The 17314-nt window shown below is 36.4% G+C and carries 12 protein-coding genes and 1 tRNA gene; 7 read left to right on the forward strand and 6 right to left on the reverse strand.

All coding sequences use genetic code 11. The features are described from left to right. Position 1 precedes the first annotated feature (1 nt). The 3 genes from PZ898_RS01925 to PZ898_RS01935 form a co-directional block, all read right to left on the reverse strand. Complete coding sequence (locus PZ898_RS01925) at positions 2-2254, reverse strand: TonB-dependent siderophore receptor (RefSeq protein ID WP_277694650.1); 2253 nt, start codon at positions 2252-2254, stop codon at positions 2-4. Between the two features lie 189 nt (positions 2255-2443). Next, positions 2444-2797 (reverse strand): hypothetical protein, encoded by a 354-nt coding sequence (locus PZ898_RS01930; RefSeq protein WP_123278385.1) that lies wholly within the window; start codon positions 2795-2797, stop codon positions 2444-2446. Positions 2798-3200: 403 nt separating this feature from the next. Continuing rightward, a complete protein-coding gene (locus tag PZ898_RS01935; RefSeq protein ID WP_277694651.1) occupies positions 3201-4226 on the reverse strand; it encodes an NAD(P)-dependent alcohol dehydrogenase in 1026 nt (341 codons plus the stop codon). Between the two features lie 632 nt (positions 4227-4858). Here PZ898_RS01935 and PZ898_RS01940 point away from each other — a divergent pair. Beyond that, positions 4859-7822 carry a response regulator gene (locus PZ898_RS01940; RefSeq protein WP_277694652.1) on the forward strand — a complete coding sequence of 988 codons (2964 nt, stop codon included), beginning with the start codon at positions 4859-4861 and terminating at the stop codon, positions 7820-7822. A gap of 243 nt (positions 7823-8065) precedes the next feature. Here PZ898_RS01940 and PZ898_RS01945 read toward each other — a convergent pair. Beyond that, positions 8066-8137 (reverse strand) — tRNA-Arg (locus PZ898_RS01945). A 309-nt stretch (positions 8138-8446) separates the two neighbouring features. Between PZ898_RS01945 and PZ898_RS01950 the strand changes: the two genes are divergently transcribed. The 6 genes from PZ898_RS01950 to PZ898_RS01975 are packed head-to-tail and all read left to right on the forward strand — an operon-like array spanning position 8447 to position 15719. Next, a complete protein-coding gene (locus PZ898_RS01950) occupies positions 8447-9922 on the forward strand; it encodes a response regulator (protein WP_120230925.1) in 1476 nt (491 codons plus the stop codon). A 5-nt stretch (positions 9923-9927) separates the two neighbouring features. After that, a complete protein-coding gene (locus PZ898_RS01955) occupies positions 9928-13536 on the forward strand; it encodes a response regulator (protein WP_277694653.1) in 3609 nt (1202 codons plus the stop codon). 15 nt (positions 13537-13551) lie between these two features. Further along, entirely contained in the window at positions 13552-13917 is a 366-nt protein-coding gene (locus tag PZ898_RS01960; protein ID WP_062670121.1) for a response regulator, read from the forward strand. Continuing rightward, a complete protein-coding gene (locus PZ898_RS01965) occupies positions 13918-14748 on the forward strand; it encodes a protein-glutamate O-methyltransferase CheR (RefSeq protein WP_277694654.1) in 831 nt (276 codons plus the stop codon). Positions 14749-14759: 11 nt separating this feature from the next. Then, positions 14760-15329, forward strand: coding sequence for a chemotaxis protein CheB (locus PZ898_RS01970; protein WP_120230927.1), 570 nt, complete (start codon positions 14760-14762; stop codon positions 15327-15329). An 18-nt stretch (positions 15330-15347) separates the two neighbouring features. Next, positions 15348-15719, forward strand: coding sequence for a response regulator (locus PZ898_RS01975; protein WP_062670114.1), 372 nt, complete (start codon positions 15348-15350; stop codon positions 15717-15719). A 50-nt stretch (positions 15720-15769) separates the two neighbouring features. Here PZ898_RS01975 and PZ898_RS01980 read toward each other — a convergent pair whose 3' ends face one another. Both PZ898_RS01980 and PZ898_RS01985 read right to left on the reverse strand, forming a co-directional pair. After that, positions 15770-16057, reverse strand: a complete 288-nt coding sequence (locus PZ898_RS01980; protein WP_277694655.1) for a hypothetical protein — start codon at positions 16055-16057, stop codon at positions 15770-15772. Between the two features lie 486 nt (positions 16058-16543). Continuing rightward, complete coding sequence (locus PZ898_RS01985) at positions 16544-17314, reverse strand: alpha/beta hydrolase (protein ID WP_277694656.1); 771 nt, start codon at positions 17312-17314, stop codon at positions 16544-16546.

Genomic DNA, 17314 nt, shown 5'->3' on the forward strand with positions numbered 1-17314 from the left:
TTTAAAATTTATAAGTAGCAGTTAGTAAATAATTTCTTGGAGTTCCCGGAAACAGTCTTAAATAGTTCTGAGCTCCTATCCAGTAGACTTTGTTGGTGATGTTATTCAGATTAAAAGAGAGCTGGACAGTCTTTGCAGGAGTATAATACAATGCTGCATCTATTGTTGTATAGGCGGGAAGCTCAAAACTCCTTGTAAACCACGGAACTTTAGAACTCTGATAAAGTATTCCGGCACCAATCCCAAAGTCTTTGAGGAATTCAATAGTTGAAAAATTGTAGCGTGTCCAGATATTCACCGAATTCTTAGACGTGTTTTCCTTTCTTTTACCTATGACATCGGGGTTACTGTCATCCATTATTTTAGCATCAATATAGCTGTAGCCTCCGTAAATATGCCATTGTGGAAGAATATGACCGGAAAACTCAGCTTCAAATCCCCGGCTTCGGTCTGCACCACGCTGCACAAGTTCGTCAGGTTCTGAAGGATTATTGGCATTGATTAAAATATTTTTCTGGTTGATTTCATACACAGCAAGATTCAGAGAAATTCTTCCAAAAAGCTGTGCTTTGATTCCCAGCTCTTTAAGATCAGAAGTCAAAGGTTTGAATCTTGCTGCAGATCCTGTAAGACTCGAGGTATTGGGCATCAACGTTACCGTATTGGACTGAGGTTGATAGCCAGTTAAATAAGTTCCATATACATTGATATAATCCGTTATGCTATAGGTAATACCGAATCTGTACAGCAGTTTATTATTGTTAAAAAAGGTCTCATTAGCTTCTTTGAAGTTGGTAATATCCTGAAACCATTCCTGGCGGATTCCCGTTAATATTTTAAACTTTTTCCAGGTAAAAAGATGCTGGATATAAGCTGCATGCGTTGTGGTAAGAGCAGAAGGTAAGGGCGTGATCACATTAAGCGTATTAAAATCCGCACCCTGATAATTTACAGCTTCCGGATTCAGATCAAATGGCGTGACATTAGGCTTAGGAATAATTGTTCCATTATAATTAACGGTCTGATAATCCGAAGCTTTTGAAGGATTGTAAGAAGAAGCTACCGAACCGTTCTTCAGCAGAAAACCTCTTGCTGCATTCTGTTGCCCGCCTTTACGTTTCTCCCAAATTTGACTGTCATAGCCTATCAAAGCCTGGTGCTGAACAGCCCCGGTTTTGAATTTAAAATTAAAATAAGCATTAATGTTATCTGTTGCCCAGTTTTGCTTTCTTTGTACAAACTGCATCATGGCAAGGCTGGAAACCGATTTGTTATCCATATCAGGCACAAAAGAGTTGGTTGTTCTATGCTCCTGCAGGTTTTCTCTCCAATATTGCTTCATATAGGAAGCATTAAAACTGATGGATTGGTTAAAATGATGGGCAACCGTTCCCATTACTATGAGTTCTCTGGTTTTAAAAAAATCATCCGGAGCTCCTAAATTCAGACTTCTAGGAGTGCTGTATAAATCTGTTTTTCCTGCTACGGCTCCGAAAATCGGCTGTCCTCTGTCAAGGTTTCCATAGAGATCATTGAAAATCATTTCTATATTCACGGATGTTTTTTCATTCGGAACAAAGGTGATAGAAGGAGAGATCAGAATACCACTGTTTTTAACATGCTCCCTGAATGAATGAGCATTTTGATACGCTCCGTTAAAACGGAATAATAAAGTTTTGCTCTTATTTAAAGGACCTGTAAGATCTGTAGTGACACGGTAAGTTTCAAAGCTTCCACCTGATAAACTGATTTCGTGGCGAGGGTTTGATAATGGCTTTTTGGTAACCATATTGATCGTTCCTCCGGGATCTACACTGGACATGGTAATACTTGCCGGCCCTTTGAAAACCTCCACACGTTCTATATTGGAAGTCATCGGCTGTAAAAAATAATACTGTCTTGTCCTCATTCCATTGATGATCTGGCCTTCTTCATTCTGGCTGATGCCACGGATGTTGTATTGGTTATAATAGCTGGAAGGAGAAACTCCGTTCACATTTTTCATGACATCTCCAAGCTGGAAAGCCTGACGGTCGGTGATCAGTTCTTTGGTAACGGTATTGAGTGTTAAGGGTAGATCTTTGTTTTTCATCGCAACCTTGGTGGCGGCAAAAGAATAGTCGGAAGTATAATCTTTAGACTTTCTTCCGATGACCTCTACGGTTTGAACCACAGTAGATAGTGAATCTTCAGAACGGGATTGAGCATACAGAAATGATGATGCGGTGATGAAACTTAGACTGAAAAGTTTCACAGAATTTGGGGAAATACAATGAATTATTCCCGAATAATTAAAATTACTGGTAGTCATGAACAGGGGTGTACGGGCATTGAATTTGCCCATTAATAAAAGGATATCCTTATAGGTGTGAAGACACAGGTATCCACGGAATCACAGTACAGACTAAAAAATCTGTAAACGAAAATATTAGGGCAGCATAGATTAAGCTACTGCAGAAAATAGATATGGGGGAGCTCTGGAACTGAAAAAGTCCAGAAGACAACGATAAGAAATGGCTTTTGGTTGTGGCATCTCGTTATCATTGGTAGTGTCGATAGCAAAATCCAAATTCAAAGGTTCAGGGAGAAGAACATTACTCATGTGTAAATGAAGTGCACACTGACATTCGTCGTCCTGAGAAAAAGTAGGAATTTTCTCTTCTTTTGAACCTTTTTTATAAGTCACTTTACTTTTGGAGTGCCTGGCATGGTCAAGACATGTTGTAACCCCGCTGACATTTGAAACAAATATCAGAAGTAAAGAAAAAACAAAAAAGACTCTGAGAAATTTTTGCATAATAGAAAAACAAATGTACAATTTAATTTGATAAAAATTGAATGATGAATAAAAAGTAGCAGATATTTTTAGCTTTTACTTGGAATTAATAGATTTGAATTTACTTTATGGAGTAAGGTTGTTCATATGAATCTAATCTTAAAAACTTAAGACTGACTTATGTGGTTCCTGATCGTAATGATATTGAAGGAATAGCACATGACTGCGATGGCACTTGTGGATTCCTTATAATAATTGTGTTGCCATTTTAAAATCTATGAAAGCTGAACGGATAAAGGTGAATGATGTTAAATTAACAAGCCGGGTATATCAATACAAAGGTTATTCTGAACATTTCATGGTGTATAGATAATAAAAAGCCGAAAGCAAAACTACTTCCGGCTTTATATTCTATTTCATTTTGTTATGGAATCAAAACAGCTCTACCTCTGATCTTTCCATTTCTCATCCGATCATAAACTTCATTGGCCTCATCCAGTTTATATTTTTCAACTTCAATATGAATTTTTTTCTGTCTTGCCAATCCTACCACTTCCATAAGCTCAACTCTTGATCCCCAATAAGGATTCGTCATGCTCACCCCAAATGGCAGTCCGGACATGCTGTACTGATAATGACCTCCGCCCAATCCGACAATGGTAAGATCACCATCCAGACTTACAATTTTAGTTCCGAGCTCTATGGTTGACGTTGCCCCTACAAAATCAATAACCACTTTAGCTTTTTTGATTCCTGTAATTCTCTGAATCTGTTCTGCTGCATTGGCATCTTTTGAGTTCACAGTAAATGTCGCACCCAGTTCTTTGGCGAAGGCTAGTTTTTCGTCCGCTACATCACAGGCAATGATTGTACTGCCGCTAACTTCTCTAAGGATCTGCAGAGCAACGTGCCCAAGTCCTCCAACGCCAATCACTACAACATACTCATCGGGTGTTAGTTTAGACAATGATCTTTTAATTGCGGAATAAGGAGTCAAAGCTGCATCAGTAAGCGGAGCGGCAATCACAGGATCCAGATCATAGATAGGAACTAATAATCTTGAAGAAGGAACAAGCATATACTCAGCCATCCCTCCATCTAGTCCCAAACCACCTCCATAAGCCATTTCGGACTGATGGTCACAATAATTTTCTTTGGATTGCTGACAGGGTTTACAATGGCCACATCCCCAAGGACCATAGACCAGAAAGGCATCTCCTTTTTTATAGCCTTTCACGTCAGGCCCTACTTCTTCAATCCAGCCGGCATTTTCATGGCCTAATGTGAATACTGAACCTCCTACAGTTCCCTCGTCAATAATATGAAGATCAGAGTGGCATACACCTGCTCCTCCAATTTTTAGCAAGACTTCATCTCCTTTAGGAGTGGGTTTTTCCATATCATTGACAACACGGACATCTTTGTGCCCGAAAAAACGTACTGCTTTCATAACTTAATATTTTAAAACTTATACCTTAAATGTACGAAAATTGATTTTGAATAACGGGTGATTTAATTGATGTTAAACTAATATATGTCAGTAAATTATGGAGAGAATTCCATGGTGATGTGCTTGTAAATTATTACATTAAAATAGGTGTCAAAAGGTTTTTTGGAACGGTATGATTCAGATCATATTCGATCGTGTAAACACTTAATTATATTTGAGCATTGAAAATTTCATATTTCTGACAAATTACAGTATAACCTCTCAGTGATTCGGGAGGTTTTTTTGTGGAGAAATTTCAATATACAATTAGAACTATTGATTTATAGGTTAGATGTAGCCCAGCAGATGATTCCTCTATATTTTTAATACAATTCTAAACAACCATCTATATCTGATGTAAGGTTTTTATTGTCAATTTGTTATAAAAAAACAGTTCCTTTTTTAAATAAGCAAATTAGATAGCAACTAGCAATCAGGAAAACATACAAAATAAACTTTTAAATTGGGCAACTCTATCTTTAAACGGCTTAAATTATACTCATGTTCCAATATCTGCTGACAAATTTCTAAATTAATTTGTTAATATTATAAAATGATCTATTTTTAGTATTTTATTACAAAAATACTATTTAATGCCAAAAAAAATTATAAGAAATCTTCAAATTGGAGTAGTGATTTCTTTGATACTTCTGATTGCTAGTTCCATAGCATCTTATATAAGCATACATAAGCAGATGGAGAATAGGAAAGACTTATTAAAAAATAAGGAATCTATAAGCTTAGCAAAAGATATCTTAAATACTCTTTTAAATGCCGAAACAGGAAATCGGGGATATCAGCTTACCGGAAGGGAAAGTTTTCTTGAACCTTTCAATAAAAGTAAGAGTGAATATCCGTTGCTTGTTTCTAACAAAGGTAGACTTCATCTGAGAGATAAAGATCAGATTAATATCCTAAATGAATTGCTGCATACTTCAGAGATGATGATGAAGGAATATGTATTGCTTATTGAGAATCGTAAAAAAGGAATATTAATGAGTCCGGACGAACTTGTCCAAAACAAGGAGGCTATGGACAGATGCCGCATGCTCGTTCAGAAATTTGTAAAAAAGGAGGAAGTTCAACTTGCTATAAAAAATGAAGATCTGAACAAGTCTTCCCAGTGGACCGTTTTGTTCATCGTTTTTTCTGCCATGGCAGCCATTGGGGTAACTATTTTTGTTTATATACAACTAAAATCTGACCTTATCCGACGCGGGAAGTTGGAAAAAGATCTGTTTAACACTAAGGAAATGCTTGAGGAAACAAGCTTAGTAGCCCAAGTAGGAGGTTGGGAAGCCAATATGAAGACCGGAAAGCTCTTTTGGTCTCAAAGTACAAGAGAAATTCACAAACTGAAAGATGATCTCCAGCCTACTTTCGAAACTGCCTTTGATTTTTACAAAGGAAAAAGCAAGGAGAGAATAAAATACCTTTTTAACAGAGCAATACAACAAGGAATTACTTTTGATGAGGAGTTTCAGCTTTTGCGTAATGATGGAGTTACGATATGGGTAAGAGTAAAAGGGATTCCCGAATTTGAAGGTAATAGCTGCAAAAGGGTTTTCGGAATCATTCAGGACATTGATGCCTTCAAAAAGATGTTTCTGGAGGTTACCCGCAAGGAGGCTATAATGCAGTCTTTTGCCACTGATGTTCCTGTTCCTTTGGCCATGTTTGATAAAGACCTTAATTATGTTGCCGTAAGCAACAGATGGAAGGAGGAATTTAGTATGAATAATATAGATCTTATTGGTAATAATCTTTTCACTATATCACCTAGTATACCCAAAGAAAGAAAAGAGATTTATGACAATGCGCTGTTGGGAAAAACCTACATCAACAGTGACTATACACTAAAGGTAGAAGGAAAAGAACAAATTCAGCATTACGACCTTAAAGTCGGACCTTGGTATCTTACAAAAGATGAAGTAGGAGGAGTAATTATTTCCATACAGAATATTACAAATGCTGTAAAGATAAATGAAGAACTAAAAAATGCCAAGGAAACAGCAGATATTGCCAGCAAAGCAAAATCCGAATTTCTTGCCAATATGAGTCATGAGATCAGAACTCCTTTAAACGGAGTTATTGGCTTTTCAGACCTTCTCCTCACAACACCGCTGAATGAAACACAGATGCAATATCTGAATTACATCAATGAGTCAGGTGAAAACCTGCTTAGCATTATCAATGATATATTGGATTTTTCTAAAATAGAATCCGGAAAAATGGAGCTTTTGATTGAAAAATGTGATGTTTATGACATGTTGAGCCAGGTTATCAATGTTATTATTTATCAATCCCAGAAAAAAAATATCGAACTTCTTCTCAATATTGAACCGGGTCTTCCAAAAATACTTTTTATGGATGAAGCAAGGTTAAAGCAGATCTTGATCAATCTTCTTGGGAATGCCGTGAAATTCACAGAAAAAGGAGAGATCGAGCTAAAAGTAGAGAAATTACGTATGGATGATCGTACTATTGCTTTGCGTTTCTCGGTTAGAGATACGGGAATCGGCATCCCTGTTGAAAAACAGAAATACATTTTTGATGCCTTTACTCAGGAAAACAGTTCCATCAGTAAACAATATGGTGGCACGGGTCTAGGGCTTACTATTTCGAACAATATCCTGGGATATATGGGAAGCCATTTGTCGCTGAGCAGCGCAAAGGAAAGCGGTTCTGTATTTTTCTTTGACATTGAGATTCCTTACGAGATCTCTCAATTGAGAGAGGAGGATGAAATAACGATCAAAACGGCCCTGGTGGTTGATGATAATGAAACCAACAGGATCATTCTTGAGCACATGCTTAGCTATAAGAATATCAAATCTACCCTGGCTTCTAATGGGATGGAAGCATTAGATATCTTGTTGAAAGGTGAGCGGTTCGATGTGATCCTGATGGATTATCATATGCCTCTTATGTCCGGATTGGAAACGATTGATAAAATGACAGGGCTGTTCAACCAGCGAAAAGAGACTTCTCCATTTATAATACTTTCTTCTTCTTCAGAAGAATTGAGCATATTTACCTCGGTTAGGAAAATACAAAATGCACATTTGTTGTTGAAGCCTATCAAATCACATGAACTATACAAAACCTTAAAAAAAGTAGATCGAAGTTATACAGTGGAAACCGGGAAGGACCAGTCTGAAAAAGTTTCCCATTTATTTGCCCCGGAATTAGATGTGCTTTTGGTTGATGATAATGTTGTGAATATGGTCCTGAATAATAGAATGATGAAATCTCTTGCTCCCAGTATACATCTAACGGAAGCAGTCAATGGGCTGCAGGCTCTGGAGGAATGCAGGAAAAAGCAGTTTTCCATTATCCTGATGGATGTACAGATGCCAATAATGAGCGGTATTGAGGCAACACAAAATATCAGAATGCTGCCGGGATATGAACACATACCTATCATAGGCGTTACAGCCGGAAATGTGCTGGGCGAAAAAGAAAAGTGCCTTGAAGCCGGAATGAATGATTTCCTTCCCAAACCTGTAAGAAAGGCAGATCTTCTTGAGGTGCTCAAAAAATATATTAGTGTTTAGAATTTATAAAAAAATGGTGCTCGATTTCTTCTACTAAGTTACTTTTTACTTAGAAATACTTTTACAAAAAAGATTTTATACAATTTATAAAGCAGAAGAGGCTGTCTTAAATCTTAGAAGAGATAGCCTCTTTTAAGATTGTTATTATCTTGTAATTATTCAAAATTTAATTGTCAAATTAGACGATTTATCATCAAGAGCATTCATTTTTCTTAGATGCTTAAGCAAAGAGTTCACGTTTTGTAGCCTCACCAGGGATCGAACCTGGATCTAAAGTTTAGGAAACTTCTATTCTATCCATTGAACTATGAGGCCTGGCTAAGATTATAAAATTACAAATTATTTGCCTTAGTAGCGTAATGATCAAGATGTTGATTCAAGAGAAAAACATTAACAACAAATGCTCAAGTAGGTTTTAGGAGTTTTATAATCTGGTTTTCTCTGAAATGATAGAAATTTTTTTTAGATGGGATGAGCTCCCTTAATCTCATTTTATTCCTATTTAAAGCATAAAATGTGGTATGAATTAGTTATTCATAATACTTTAAAAATTGCTACGTTTTGAAATATTGTAAGTATTTTTGAGGTTTAAATATCTGTAACTAATTATTGATTTTAACTTCTATGATTTTAATTGTTGATGACAATCAAAGTAATCTTTATTCACTGCAAAAATTACTAGAGTCCAAAGATTTTCAGGTGGAAACAGCCAATTCCGGTGAAGAGGCGCTTGCTAAAGCCCTTAAAAACGACTATGCCCTCATTATTCTGGATGTTCAGATGCCTGATATGGACGGTTTTGAAGTAGCAGAAACATTGGCAGATTACAGTAAAACAAAAGAAGTTCCCATTATATTTTTATCTGCTGTTAATACAGATAAGAAATTTATAACGAAAGGCTATGCTTCCGGTGCTAAAGACTATGTCACGAAACCAGTAGATCCTGAAATTCTTTTACTGAAAGTAAAAACATTCTATAATCTTCAGGAGCAGAATATAGCAATGAAGAAGGCCCAGCAGAATCTTGAGCTGGAGGTTAAAGGAAGACGTGAATCACAAGTGACAATGAAGTCTCAGATTGACCATTTTCACTTAATGCTGGAGTCACTTCCACAAATTGCATTTACCCTTAATGAAGCCGGAACTGTGGATTTCGTGAACGGTAAATGGTATGAATATTCAGATTCTGAACAGAATTTTCCTGAAATATATCCGGATGATCCTGATATAACAGAAGAATTTGAGAGATGCAGAAAAAAAGGAAAAGCTCTTGAGCTGGAGGTCAGAATTAAAAATGTGGTTTCTGGTAATTACCGTTATCATTTGCTTAGAGTAACGCCGGTATATGATGAAGGCCGTATTAAAAACTGGGTGGGAACTTTTACCGATATTGATGATCAGAAGAAAGTTGAAAAAGAAAAAGATGAATTTTTAAGCATCGCCAGCCATGAGCTAAAGACTCCTTTAACGAGTATTAAAGCCTATGTTCAGTTGTTGGAAAGAAAATTAAAACTCGATAAAGAAAGCTCTGAAGCAGGATTTGTAGCGAAAGTTCAGGGACAGATTGAAAAGCTGAATACCTTGATCACTGATCTGCTGGATGTTTCTAAAATAGAAAATGGCAAGCTGAAAATTAATAAAAAACCCGTTAATCTGGAAAATTTGATCAATAATGCCATTGAAACAATCATACAAACTCATGATCAGCGTGAAGTGAAAATTGAGCGTCACGGAACAAAACCGGATATTTTAATTCCTTTAGACGAAATCCGTATAGAACAGGTGCTCATCAACTTTCTGACCAATGCTATAAAATATTCACCAGATAATAATCAGGTGATTGTTACCACTTTTGTAGATGAAGAAGCTGAAGAAGTAAGAGTGAACGTAACAGACTTTGGAATTGGTATCCCGGATTTTAAACAGGATGCGGTTTTCAAAAAATTCTATCGTGTAGAAGAATCCTCACTGCAGTTTCAGGGAATGGGAATCGGGTTGTTTATCTGTTCCGAGATCATCAAACAGCACCATGGAAGTGTTGGGGTTTCCAGTATAGTAGATGAAGGCTCTACTTTTTATTTCACATTACCACTAAACTAATTTTAATGCCGAAAAAAATAATAAGAAATCTTCAGTTCGGAGTAGGTCTTTCACTTTTGATTTTAATAGCCAGCTCGTTGGCTTCTTATTGGAGTATCCAAAATCAGATGAACCACCGTGAAAATCTTTCCAAAAGCAGACGTTCTGTAACAGCGGTGAAAGACGTTCTCGTTGCTTTACTGGATGCAGAAACAGGAAACAGAGGGTATCAGCTTACCGGAAGGGAAGATTTTCTTGAACCTTATAAACGGGGATTAAGAGAATATCCTAAAGCTTTGGTACGCGCTGAATCTTTGGATATCGATGATCAGAATCAAATTCAAAGACTTGCAGGCTTAAAAGCAGCAGTTGATAAGGTAATGCAGAACCTGAAACATTTGGTTGAGAACAGACGAAGAGGCATTATCATGACGCAACAGGAAATTACTGAGGGTAAAATCTATATGGATCAGTGCCGGAAAATTGTCAATGATTTTGTACAATATGAAGAAAACCAGGTTGAAATTAAAAATAATGATCTCAACCGTTCGTCTGGCACAACTGTTCTTTTTATCCTTTTTTCCGCCGTTGCTGCAGTGGTTGTCACTGTATTTTTCTATATAAAAATGCGCGCAGATCTTATCCGAAGAGATAAGCTTGAGAAAATGCTTAAGGCAAAAGATGAAGAAATGACGCGCCGTGTAAGTGCTATTCAAAGAATTGCCAACAGAGTAGCGAATGGGGATTACAGTGAAAAAGCGGTGGATAATGCTCAGGATGATCTTGGAGATCTGGTAGAATCTCTTAATCACATGACGGAGTCTCTCAAAACCTCTTTTGATAAGATTAATAAGAGCGACTGGCGTCAGAAAGGGCTTGCGCTACTGAATGAATCCCTGGTAGGGAATAAGACTGTACAGGAAGTTTCCAATAAATCTTTAATGCAGTTGATTGAATACGGAAAATGTATTAATGGTTCTGTGTATTTATATGATGAAGGAATTTTAAAACTTAATAAAGCATTTGGACTGGAATCCAATATGAAAAAAGCTTTTGAACCCGGAGAAGGAATGGTGGGACAGGCTTTTGTTAATGCTAAGACACAGGTTTATAATAACCTTCATGAAGAAGATTTTGTGGTTACTTTTGCCAGCAGTACGATTAAAATTTACGGAATTATATTGTTGCCGCTATTTGCAGACGGCCATATAATAGGAGTATTAGAGCTTGGTTCTACTTCTAATTTTGAGGAAGACAGAATACACTATTTTGAAGAATGCTGTACCAATATAGGAATCGCCCTGAGTGCTGCAAAAAGCAGAGAAAAAGAGCAGCAATTATTGGAAGAAACGCAGGCTCAATCTGAGGAATTACAGGTTCAGCACTCTGAGCTTGAAAATCTGAATACGGAGCTGGAAGCACAAACCCAGAAGCTTCAGGCATCTGAAGAAGAGCTTAAAGTACAGCAGGAAGAGCTGATGCAGGCTAATGCAGAACTGGAAGAGCGCTCCAGATTGCTGGAAGAAAAAAATCATTTAATTGCTGAACGTAATAATGAAATTCAGAAAAAAGTAGAAGAGCTGGCATTAAGTACTAAATACAAATCTGAGTTTTTAGCCAATATGTCTCATGAATTGCGTACTCCGCTGAATTCTATTCTTCTTTTATCCCGATTAATGACGGAAAATCCTGACGAAAATCTTAACGAAGATCAAATGGAATCTGCCAAAGTAATTCATAGTTCAGGCACAAGCTTATTAACCCTTATTGATGAAATTCTGGATCTTGCCAAAATAGAATCTGGTAAAATGACGCTTGAATATCAGGACGTAAACCTTGAAGAAGTGGTAAAAGACCTTAAGAGTCTTTTCAATCCTGTATTTCAGGAGAAAGCACTCCCGTTTAATATCGAAATCGATGCAAATGTACAGAAAGTGATCGAAAGTGACCGTCTGAGAATTGACCAGGTATTGAGAAATTTATTGTCGAATGCCCTAAAATTTACCACAAAAGGAAGCATCGGTTTACACATCAAGAAACATTCTGAAAAACCTGATTTTATCATATTCTCAGTGAAAGATACAGGCGTTGGAATAGCAGAAGATAAGCAAAAAATTATCTTTGAAGCATTCCAGCAGGCTGACGGATCTACCAAAAGAAAGTTCGGAGGAACAGGTTTAGGTCTGTCCATAAGCCGTGAAATAGCAAGACTTCTTGGAGGTGAATTGGTTCTGAAAAGTGAGATAGACAAAGGAAGTGAATTCAGCTTTATTATTCCTGCACACGCGGTGACAGAGATTATACATTCTGAGACAGATCAGGATCTTGTAGAGGTAATTCGTGAAGATGTGGAAGAAATTCAGAATATTCTTGATGAAGGAGAACCAAAAGTAATTCCGGTAAATACCCTTGAAATTCCTGAAGATGTAGCAGACGACAGAGAAAATATTCAGGAAGGAGATAAAGTCATTCTGATTATTGAAGATGATATCAATTTTGCAAAAGCTTTATTGAAATATGCCCGCCTGCAGAGCTATAAAGGAGTGGTTGTGGTAAGAGGAGATTATGCTCTTTCAGCGGCTCAGAAGTACCATCCGCATGCTATTTTACTGGACGTTCAGCTTCCTGTGAAAGATGGCTGGGAGGTCATGGATGAACTGAAATCTGATCCTTATATCAAACATATTCCGGTTCATATGATGTCTGTTCTTCATCTTAAAAAAGAAAGTCTGATGAAAGGTGCCGTTGACTTTATTAACAAACCGGTAGCACTGGATAAAATGACTGACGTTTTCAGAAAGATTGAAGAAGCCTTAAAAAAAGGATCTCAAAAAGTGCTGATTGTTGAAGAAAATGCCAAACATGCCAGTGCATTGTCTTATTTTCTGAGCAATTTTAATATCTCTTTATCTGTAGAACATACGGTAGAAGATAGTGTAAAAGCTCTGACTTCTGATCTTGTAGACTGCGTTATTCTGGATATTGCGAGCGCAAAAGGAAATGATTATCACGTCATAGAATCTATCAAAAGCCATGAAGGACTGGAAAACCTTCCCATTATCATCTTTACAGAACACCATTTATCTAAAGAAGAAGAGCTTAAAATAAAGCAATACGCAGATTCAATTGTTGTAAAAACAGCGCATTCGTACCAAAGGATTTTGGATGAAGTAGGATTGTTCCTGCATCTGGTGGAAGAAAAAAATAATTCCGTAGAAAGTACTGCAGGCAGAATGCTGGGATCCCTAACAGAGGTTCTGAGTGGTAAAAAGGTTCTGATTACCGATGATGATGTCCGCAATATTTTTTCTTTAACCAAAGCACTGGAAAAATATAAAGTAGAGGTTATTGTAGCCATGGACGGAAAGCATGCTCTGGAACAAATTCACCACAACCCTGATATAGATGTGATCTTAATGGATATGATGATGCCGGAAATGGATGGTTATGAAACCATAAAGCAGATCAGAAAAATGCCGGCATTTAAAAAACTGCCTATTATAGCGGTAACCGCAAAATCAATGATTGGAGACCGTGAGAAATGCATTACAGCAGGTGCTTCGGATTATATCTCAAAACCAGTAGATATTGATCAGCTGTTATCGCTGCTTCGCGTTTGGTTGTATGAAAGTTAAACAGATAAAATTCTGATGAAAAAGAAAATTTTAATTGTGGATGATGATCCACGTAATATATTCGCATTGAAACTCACCCTTAAGGCCCGCGGATATGCAGTAGAAACCAGTACGATGGCTCAGCAAGCTTTAGATATGCTAAAAGCTGATCCTGATTTTTCAATGGTGCTTATGGATATGATGATGCCGGGAATAGACGGATATGAAGCCGTAAGAATCATAAGAAATACGCCTGAAATTAAAGATATACCAGTTATTGCAGTAACCGCACAGGCTATGCCTGAAGACCGTGAGAAATGTATTGAGGTAGGCGCTGATGATTATGTTTCAAAGCCTATTGATGTAGACCTTTTACTAATGGCAATAGAAAAACTTTCATAGATGCTGGAACCAAGTATCGTAAAAGATGGAGAAATAGAATATCTGATCAATGATGTCTATGAGATGTATGGCTATGACTTTTCAGGTTATAGCAGGGCTTCGTTTAAAAGAAGGGTAAACAGGATATGTCTTTTGGATAGGTTTACCAGCTTCGCGGAACTTAGGTATACCCTTATGAATGATGTGGAATATCTAAAACGTTTTGTAGAAGAAGTTACAGTAAATGTTACAGAAATGTTTCGGGATCCTTCTTTTTTCAAAGCATTACGTGAGAAAGTTCTGCCCCAATTAGGTACTTATCCGCTGATTAGGATCTGGATTGCGGGTTGCTCTACGGGAGAAGAAGCCTATTCTATTGCTATTTTATTGAAAGAGGCAGGGTTGTATGATAAATCCCTGATTTATGGTACAGATTTAAATCCCGCAGTTCTTGAAACAGCCAGAGCCGGTGTTTTCCCGTTATATCAGATGAAATTATATTCTGAAAATTATATGCTTTCAGGAGGAAAACGTGATTTTTCAGATTACTATACGGCCAATTATGATAGTGTGAAATTTGATAAAAGCTTACAGGAAAAACTTATTTTATCTACGCACAACCTGGTTTCAGACAGTTCTTTCAATAGCTTTCAGCTGATTATATGCAGAAATGTTCTGATCTATTTTGATAGAGAACTGCAGGAAAGAGTTTTTAAACTTTTCGATAATAGTCTGGAAAATTTAGGTTTTCTGGCTTTGGGAGCAAAAGAAACACTCAGGTTTTCCACTATTGAAAGGAATTACCATCAGATTGAAGACCAGAAAATCTGGAAAAAGCTTGATCATCATTAATAACCAATGCTATGGAATCACAGAAAAACATTGAATTAATTGTTATAGGAGGATCAGCAGGCAGTTTACAGGTCATTATTGAAATGATCAAAAACCTGAATGATATTCTGAAAATCCCAATCGTAGTGGTGGTTCACCGTAAAGCCCAATCCGGAGACATTCTGAGAACCTTATTACAGCAGTTCACGAAAATACCGGTGATAGAAGTAGAAGATAAAACTGAAATAGACAATAATGCGATTTATATTGTTCCGGCAGATTATCATTTGCTGTTTGAGAATAAGAAAAATATGTCATTGGACAGCTCAGAAAAAATGAATTATTCCCGTCCTTCAATAGATGTTACCTTCAGGTCTGCAGCAGAAATTTATGGAGAGAATATGATTGGAGTTCTTTTGTCCGGAGCCAATGCTGATGGAGTAGAAGGACTTTGTTATATTAAAAAAAATAACGGACAGGTATGGATCCAGGATCCTGAAACGGCAGAAGTGGAATATATGCCCAAACATGCCGTAGAAGAAATAGATTATGACCAAATTATCAAACCGGATAATCTGGCAGATTATATCAATCAGTTGTAATAGAATAACCTAAATAATATGAGCAAAAAGAAAATTTTAATTTTTGATGATGACGCTGCTATTTTGGAAGTGATTACCATCATATTTGAAGAGAATGGCTACGAGGTCAGAATCTCAGAAACTTCACATGATATTCTGGAGAAAGTAGCCGAATATCATCCCGATGTTATTCTGATGGATAACTGGATTCCGAAAATTGGAGGAGTGGAAGCCACAAAACTTCTGAAAAACAGTGAAGAATTCAATCACATTCCTGTCATTTATGTTACGGCAAACAATGATATTGCTGCTTTAGCTTCCGAAGCAAAGGCAGATGATTATGTTTCAAAACCTTTTAATCTGGATGATCTTGAAGAAATGGTGGCAAAGCATATAAAAGAGCAGGTGTAAATCTTTCGATTTTCCAAATAAAAAATCTCTCAAATTTTGAGAGATTTTTTTTATGTATTATTCAGAGCAGAAATCATTTGACTTTTTGTTACGTGATAACTGTTGACGTTATGAATTAAAGAGCGTAATAAAAGATAGAGCTGCGGGTTTTCCATAATGGTATGAGAAAATGTCTGCACAAGAATTAATTTTTTTGAAACTATATTATGTGCAGTGATATATTCAGAGCTAAGATCAATGTCAATATTTAATTCCTTACTCACCTTAAGTTTAAAATATTCATCTATTAAATACTTATCATTAATCAGGTCTAAAGATTCTATTTTCGTTTCGTCCATATTGTTGATAATTAAACTGTAAAATACAAATGTTATACCGTACGGGGAAAAATATGAGGAGATTATAACATTATAAAGAGCAATCTGATTAAAATGAATTTTGCATTGATGATAGGTTTTCTGACCGGCTCTTTAATACAGTTTGGAATAAATAGATGTTCTGGGATTCAAAAACTCTAAAAATCTTTATTTGAAAGGATATATGGATAAAAGAATCTACCCTTTAGGGGTAGATCCAGTAGATAAATACATCTCATTTTTTTAATTAGACAACAATAAAAAGCACAGCCGACAATGCTGTGCTTAAATTTTTATTTCAAATTTAATTGCAATTTCAAGAGTAGTAAGAAAAGCAAATAAAGTTTCCACTTCGATGTTTATTACATAGTAAATGTAGTAATTATTTTAATACGAAATATGAATTAAATGTTAAAATTCACAAGTTATCCACAAAAAAATGTGGATAACTTGTGGAGCTTTTTGAAATTACTGCTCAGAAAGATATTTTAAAACAAAATCATTTAAGACTCTTTTTTCTTCATCACTGCCTTTATTATCCATATGGCTATGATTAATGGAGGTTTTTTGTACTGTCATAGAATACTTGTTTTGTTCTACCTCATTTGGAAGTACGCCTTCATCAGCCGGATAATCATTAGAACGCAGAGTATATACTTTAGGAACAGAAGTTCTGGGCAGAAACATTCTGCGGTTGTCGATTGTAATCAGTTTATATACTAGGTTAGGATGCTGATTTGCGAATAATGCTGTCATATCACCACCATTGGAATGGCCTATTAAGGAAAGATGTTTATAATCCAGTTCTGGTTTCATCTTTTTAAGTTTATTCAGTACAAAAAGAATATTATCCGAACCATTCTGCCAGAAAGGCCTTCTCATCATTTGTAAATTTCCTTCAGTGGGCAACAGATGGTCTGTTGTAAGTTCATGCTGGATACTGACCGTAAAATAACCTTTTGAAGCCAGTTTTTCAGTCAAATAAGAGTAGACAAAATGATCGCCACCCTTATTAAAACCATATCCGTGATTAAAGATAATAACCTGTTGATTGGGAATCTTTTTATCCGTTTTGGGGTGATAAAAGGCTACAGGAATCTTCCGGTTTCTGCTCTGGTCAAAGAAGGTTAAAGTATCCAGTCTTACTTCATAATCATTACTTTCAGTATTTTTCTTTTGTGTAGTACAGCTCATCATCAAAACAGAAACTGTAAGAAGGGCAGATATATTATATTTCAT

Source organism: Chryseobacterium sp. WX (assembly GCF_029542485.1).
Taxonomy (GTDB): domain Bacteria; phylum Bacteroidota; class Bacteroidia; order Flavobacteriales; family Weeksellaceae; genus Chryseobacterium; species Chryseobacterium cucumeris.

Excerpts from the sequence above, each read along its gene's own strand:
- PZ898_RS01930 (WP_123278385.1), bottom strand. The coding sequence starts at position 2,797 with ATGCAAAAATTTCTCAGAGTCTTTTTTGTTTTTTCTTTACTTCTGATA.
- PZ898_RS01935 (WP_277694651.1), bottom strand. The coding sequence starts at position 4,226 with ATGAAAGCAGTACGTTTTTTCGGGCACAAAGATGTCCGTGTTGTCAAT.
- PZ898_RS01940 (WP_277694652.1), top strand. The coding sequence starts at position 4,859 with ATGCCAAAAAAAATTATAAGAAATCTTCAAATTGGAGTAGTGATTTCT.
- PZ898_RS01950 (WP_120230925.1), top strand. The coding sequence starts at position 8,447 with ATGATTTTAATTGTTGATGACAATCAAAGTAATCTTTATTCACTGCAA.
- PZ898_RS01955 (WP_277694653.1), top strand. The coding sequence starts at position 9,928 with ATGCCGAAAAAAATAATAAGAAATCTTCAGTTCGGAGTAGGTCTTTCA.
- PZ898_RS01960 (WP_062670121.1), top strand. The coding sequence starts at position 13,552 with ATGAAAAAGAAAATTTTAATTGTGGATGATGATCCACGTAATATATTC.
- PZ898_RS01965 (WP_277694654.1), top strand. The coding sequence starts at position 13,918 with ATGCTGGAACCAAGTATCGTAAAAGATGGAGAAATAGAATATCTGATC.
- PZ898_RS01970 (WP_120230927.1), top strand. The coding sequence starts at position 14,760 with ATGGAATCACAGAAAAACATTGAATTAATTGTTATAGGAGGATCAGCA.
- PZ898_RS01975 (WP_062670114.1), top strand. The coding sequence starts at position 15,348 with ATGAGCAAAAAGAAAATTTTAATTTTTGATGATGACGCTGCTATTTTG.
- PZ898_RS01980 (WP_277694655.1), bottom strand. The coding sequence starts at position 16,057 with ATGGACGAAACGAAAATAGAATCTTTAGACCTGATTAATGATAAGTAT.
- PZ898_RS01985 (WP_277694656.1), bottom strand. The coding sequence starts at position 17,314 with ATGAAATATAATATATCTGCCCTTCTTACAGTTTCTGTTTTGATGATG.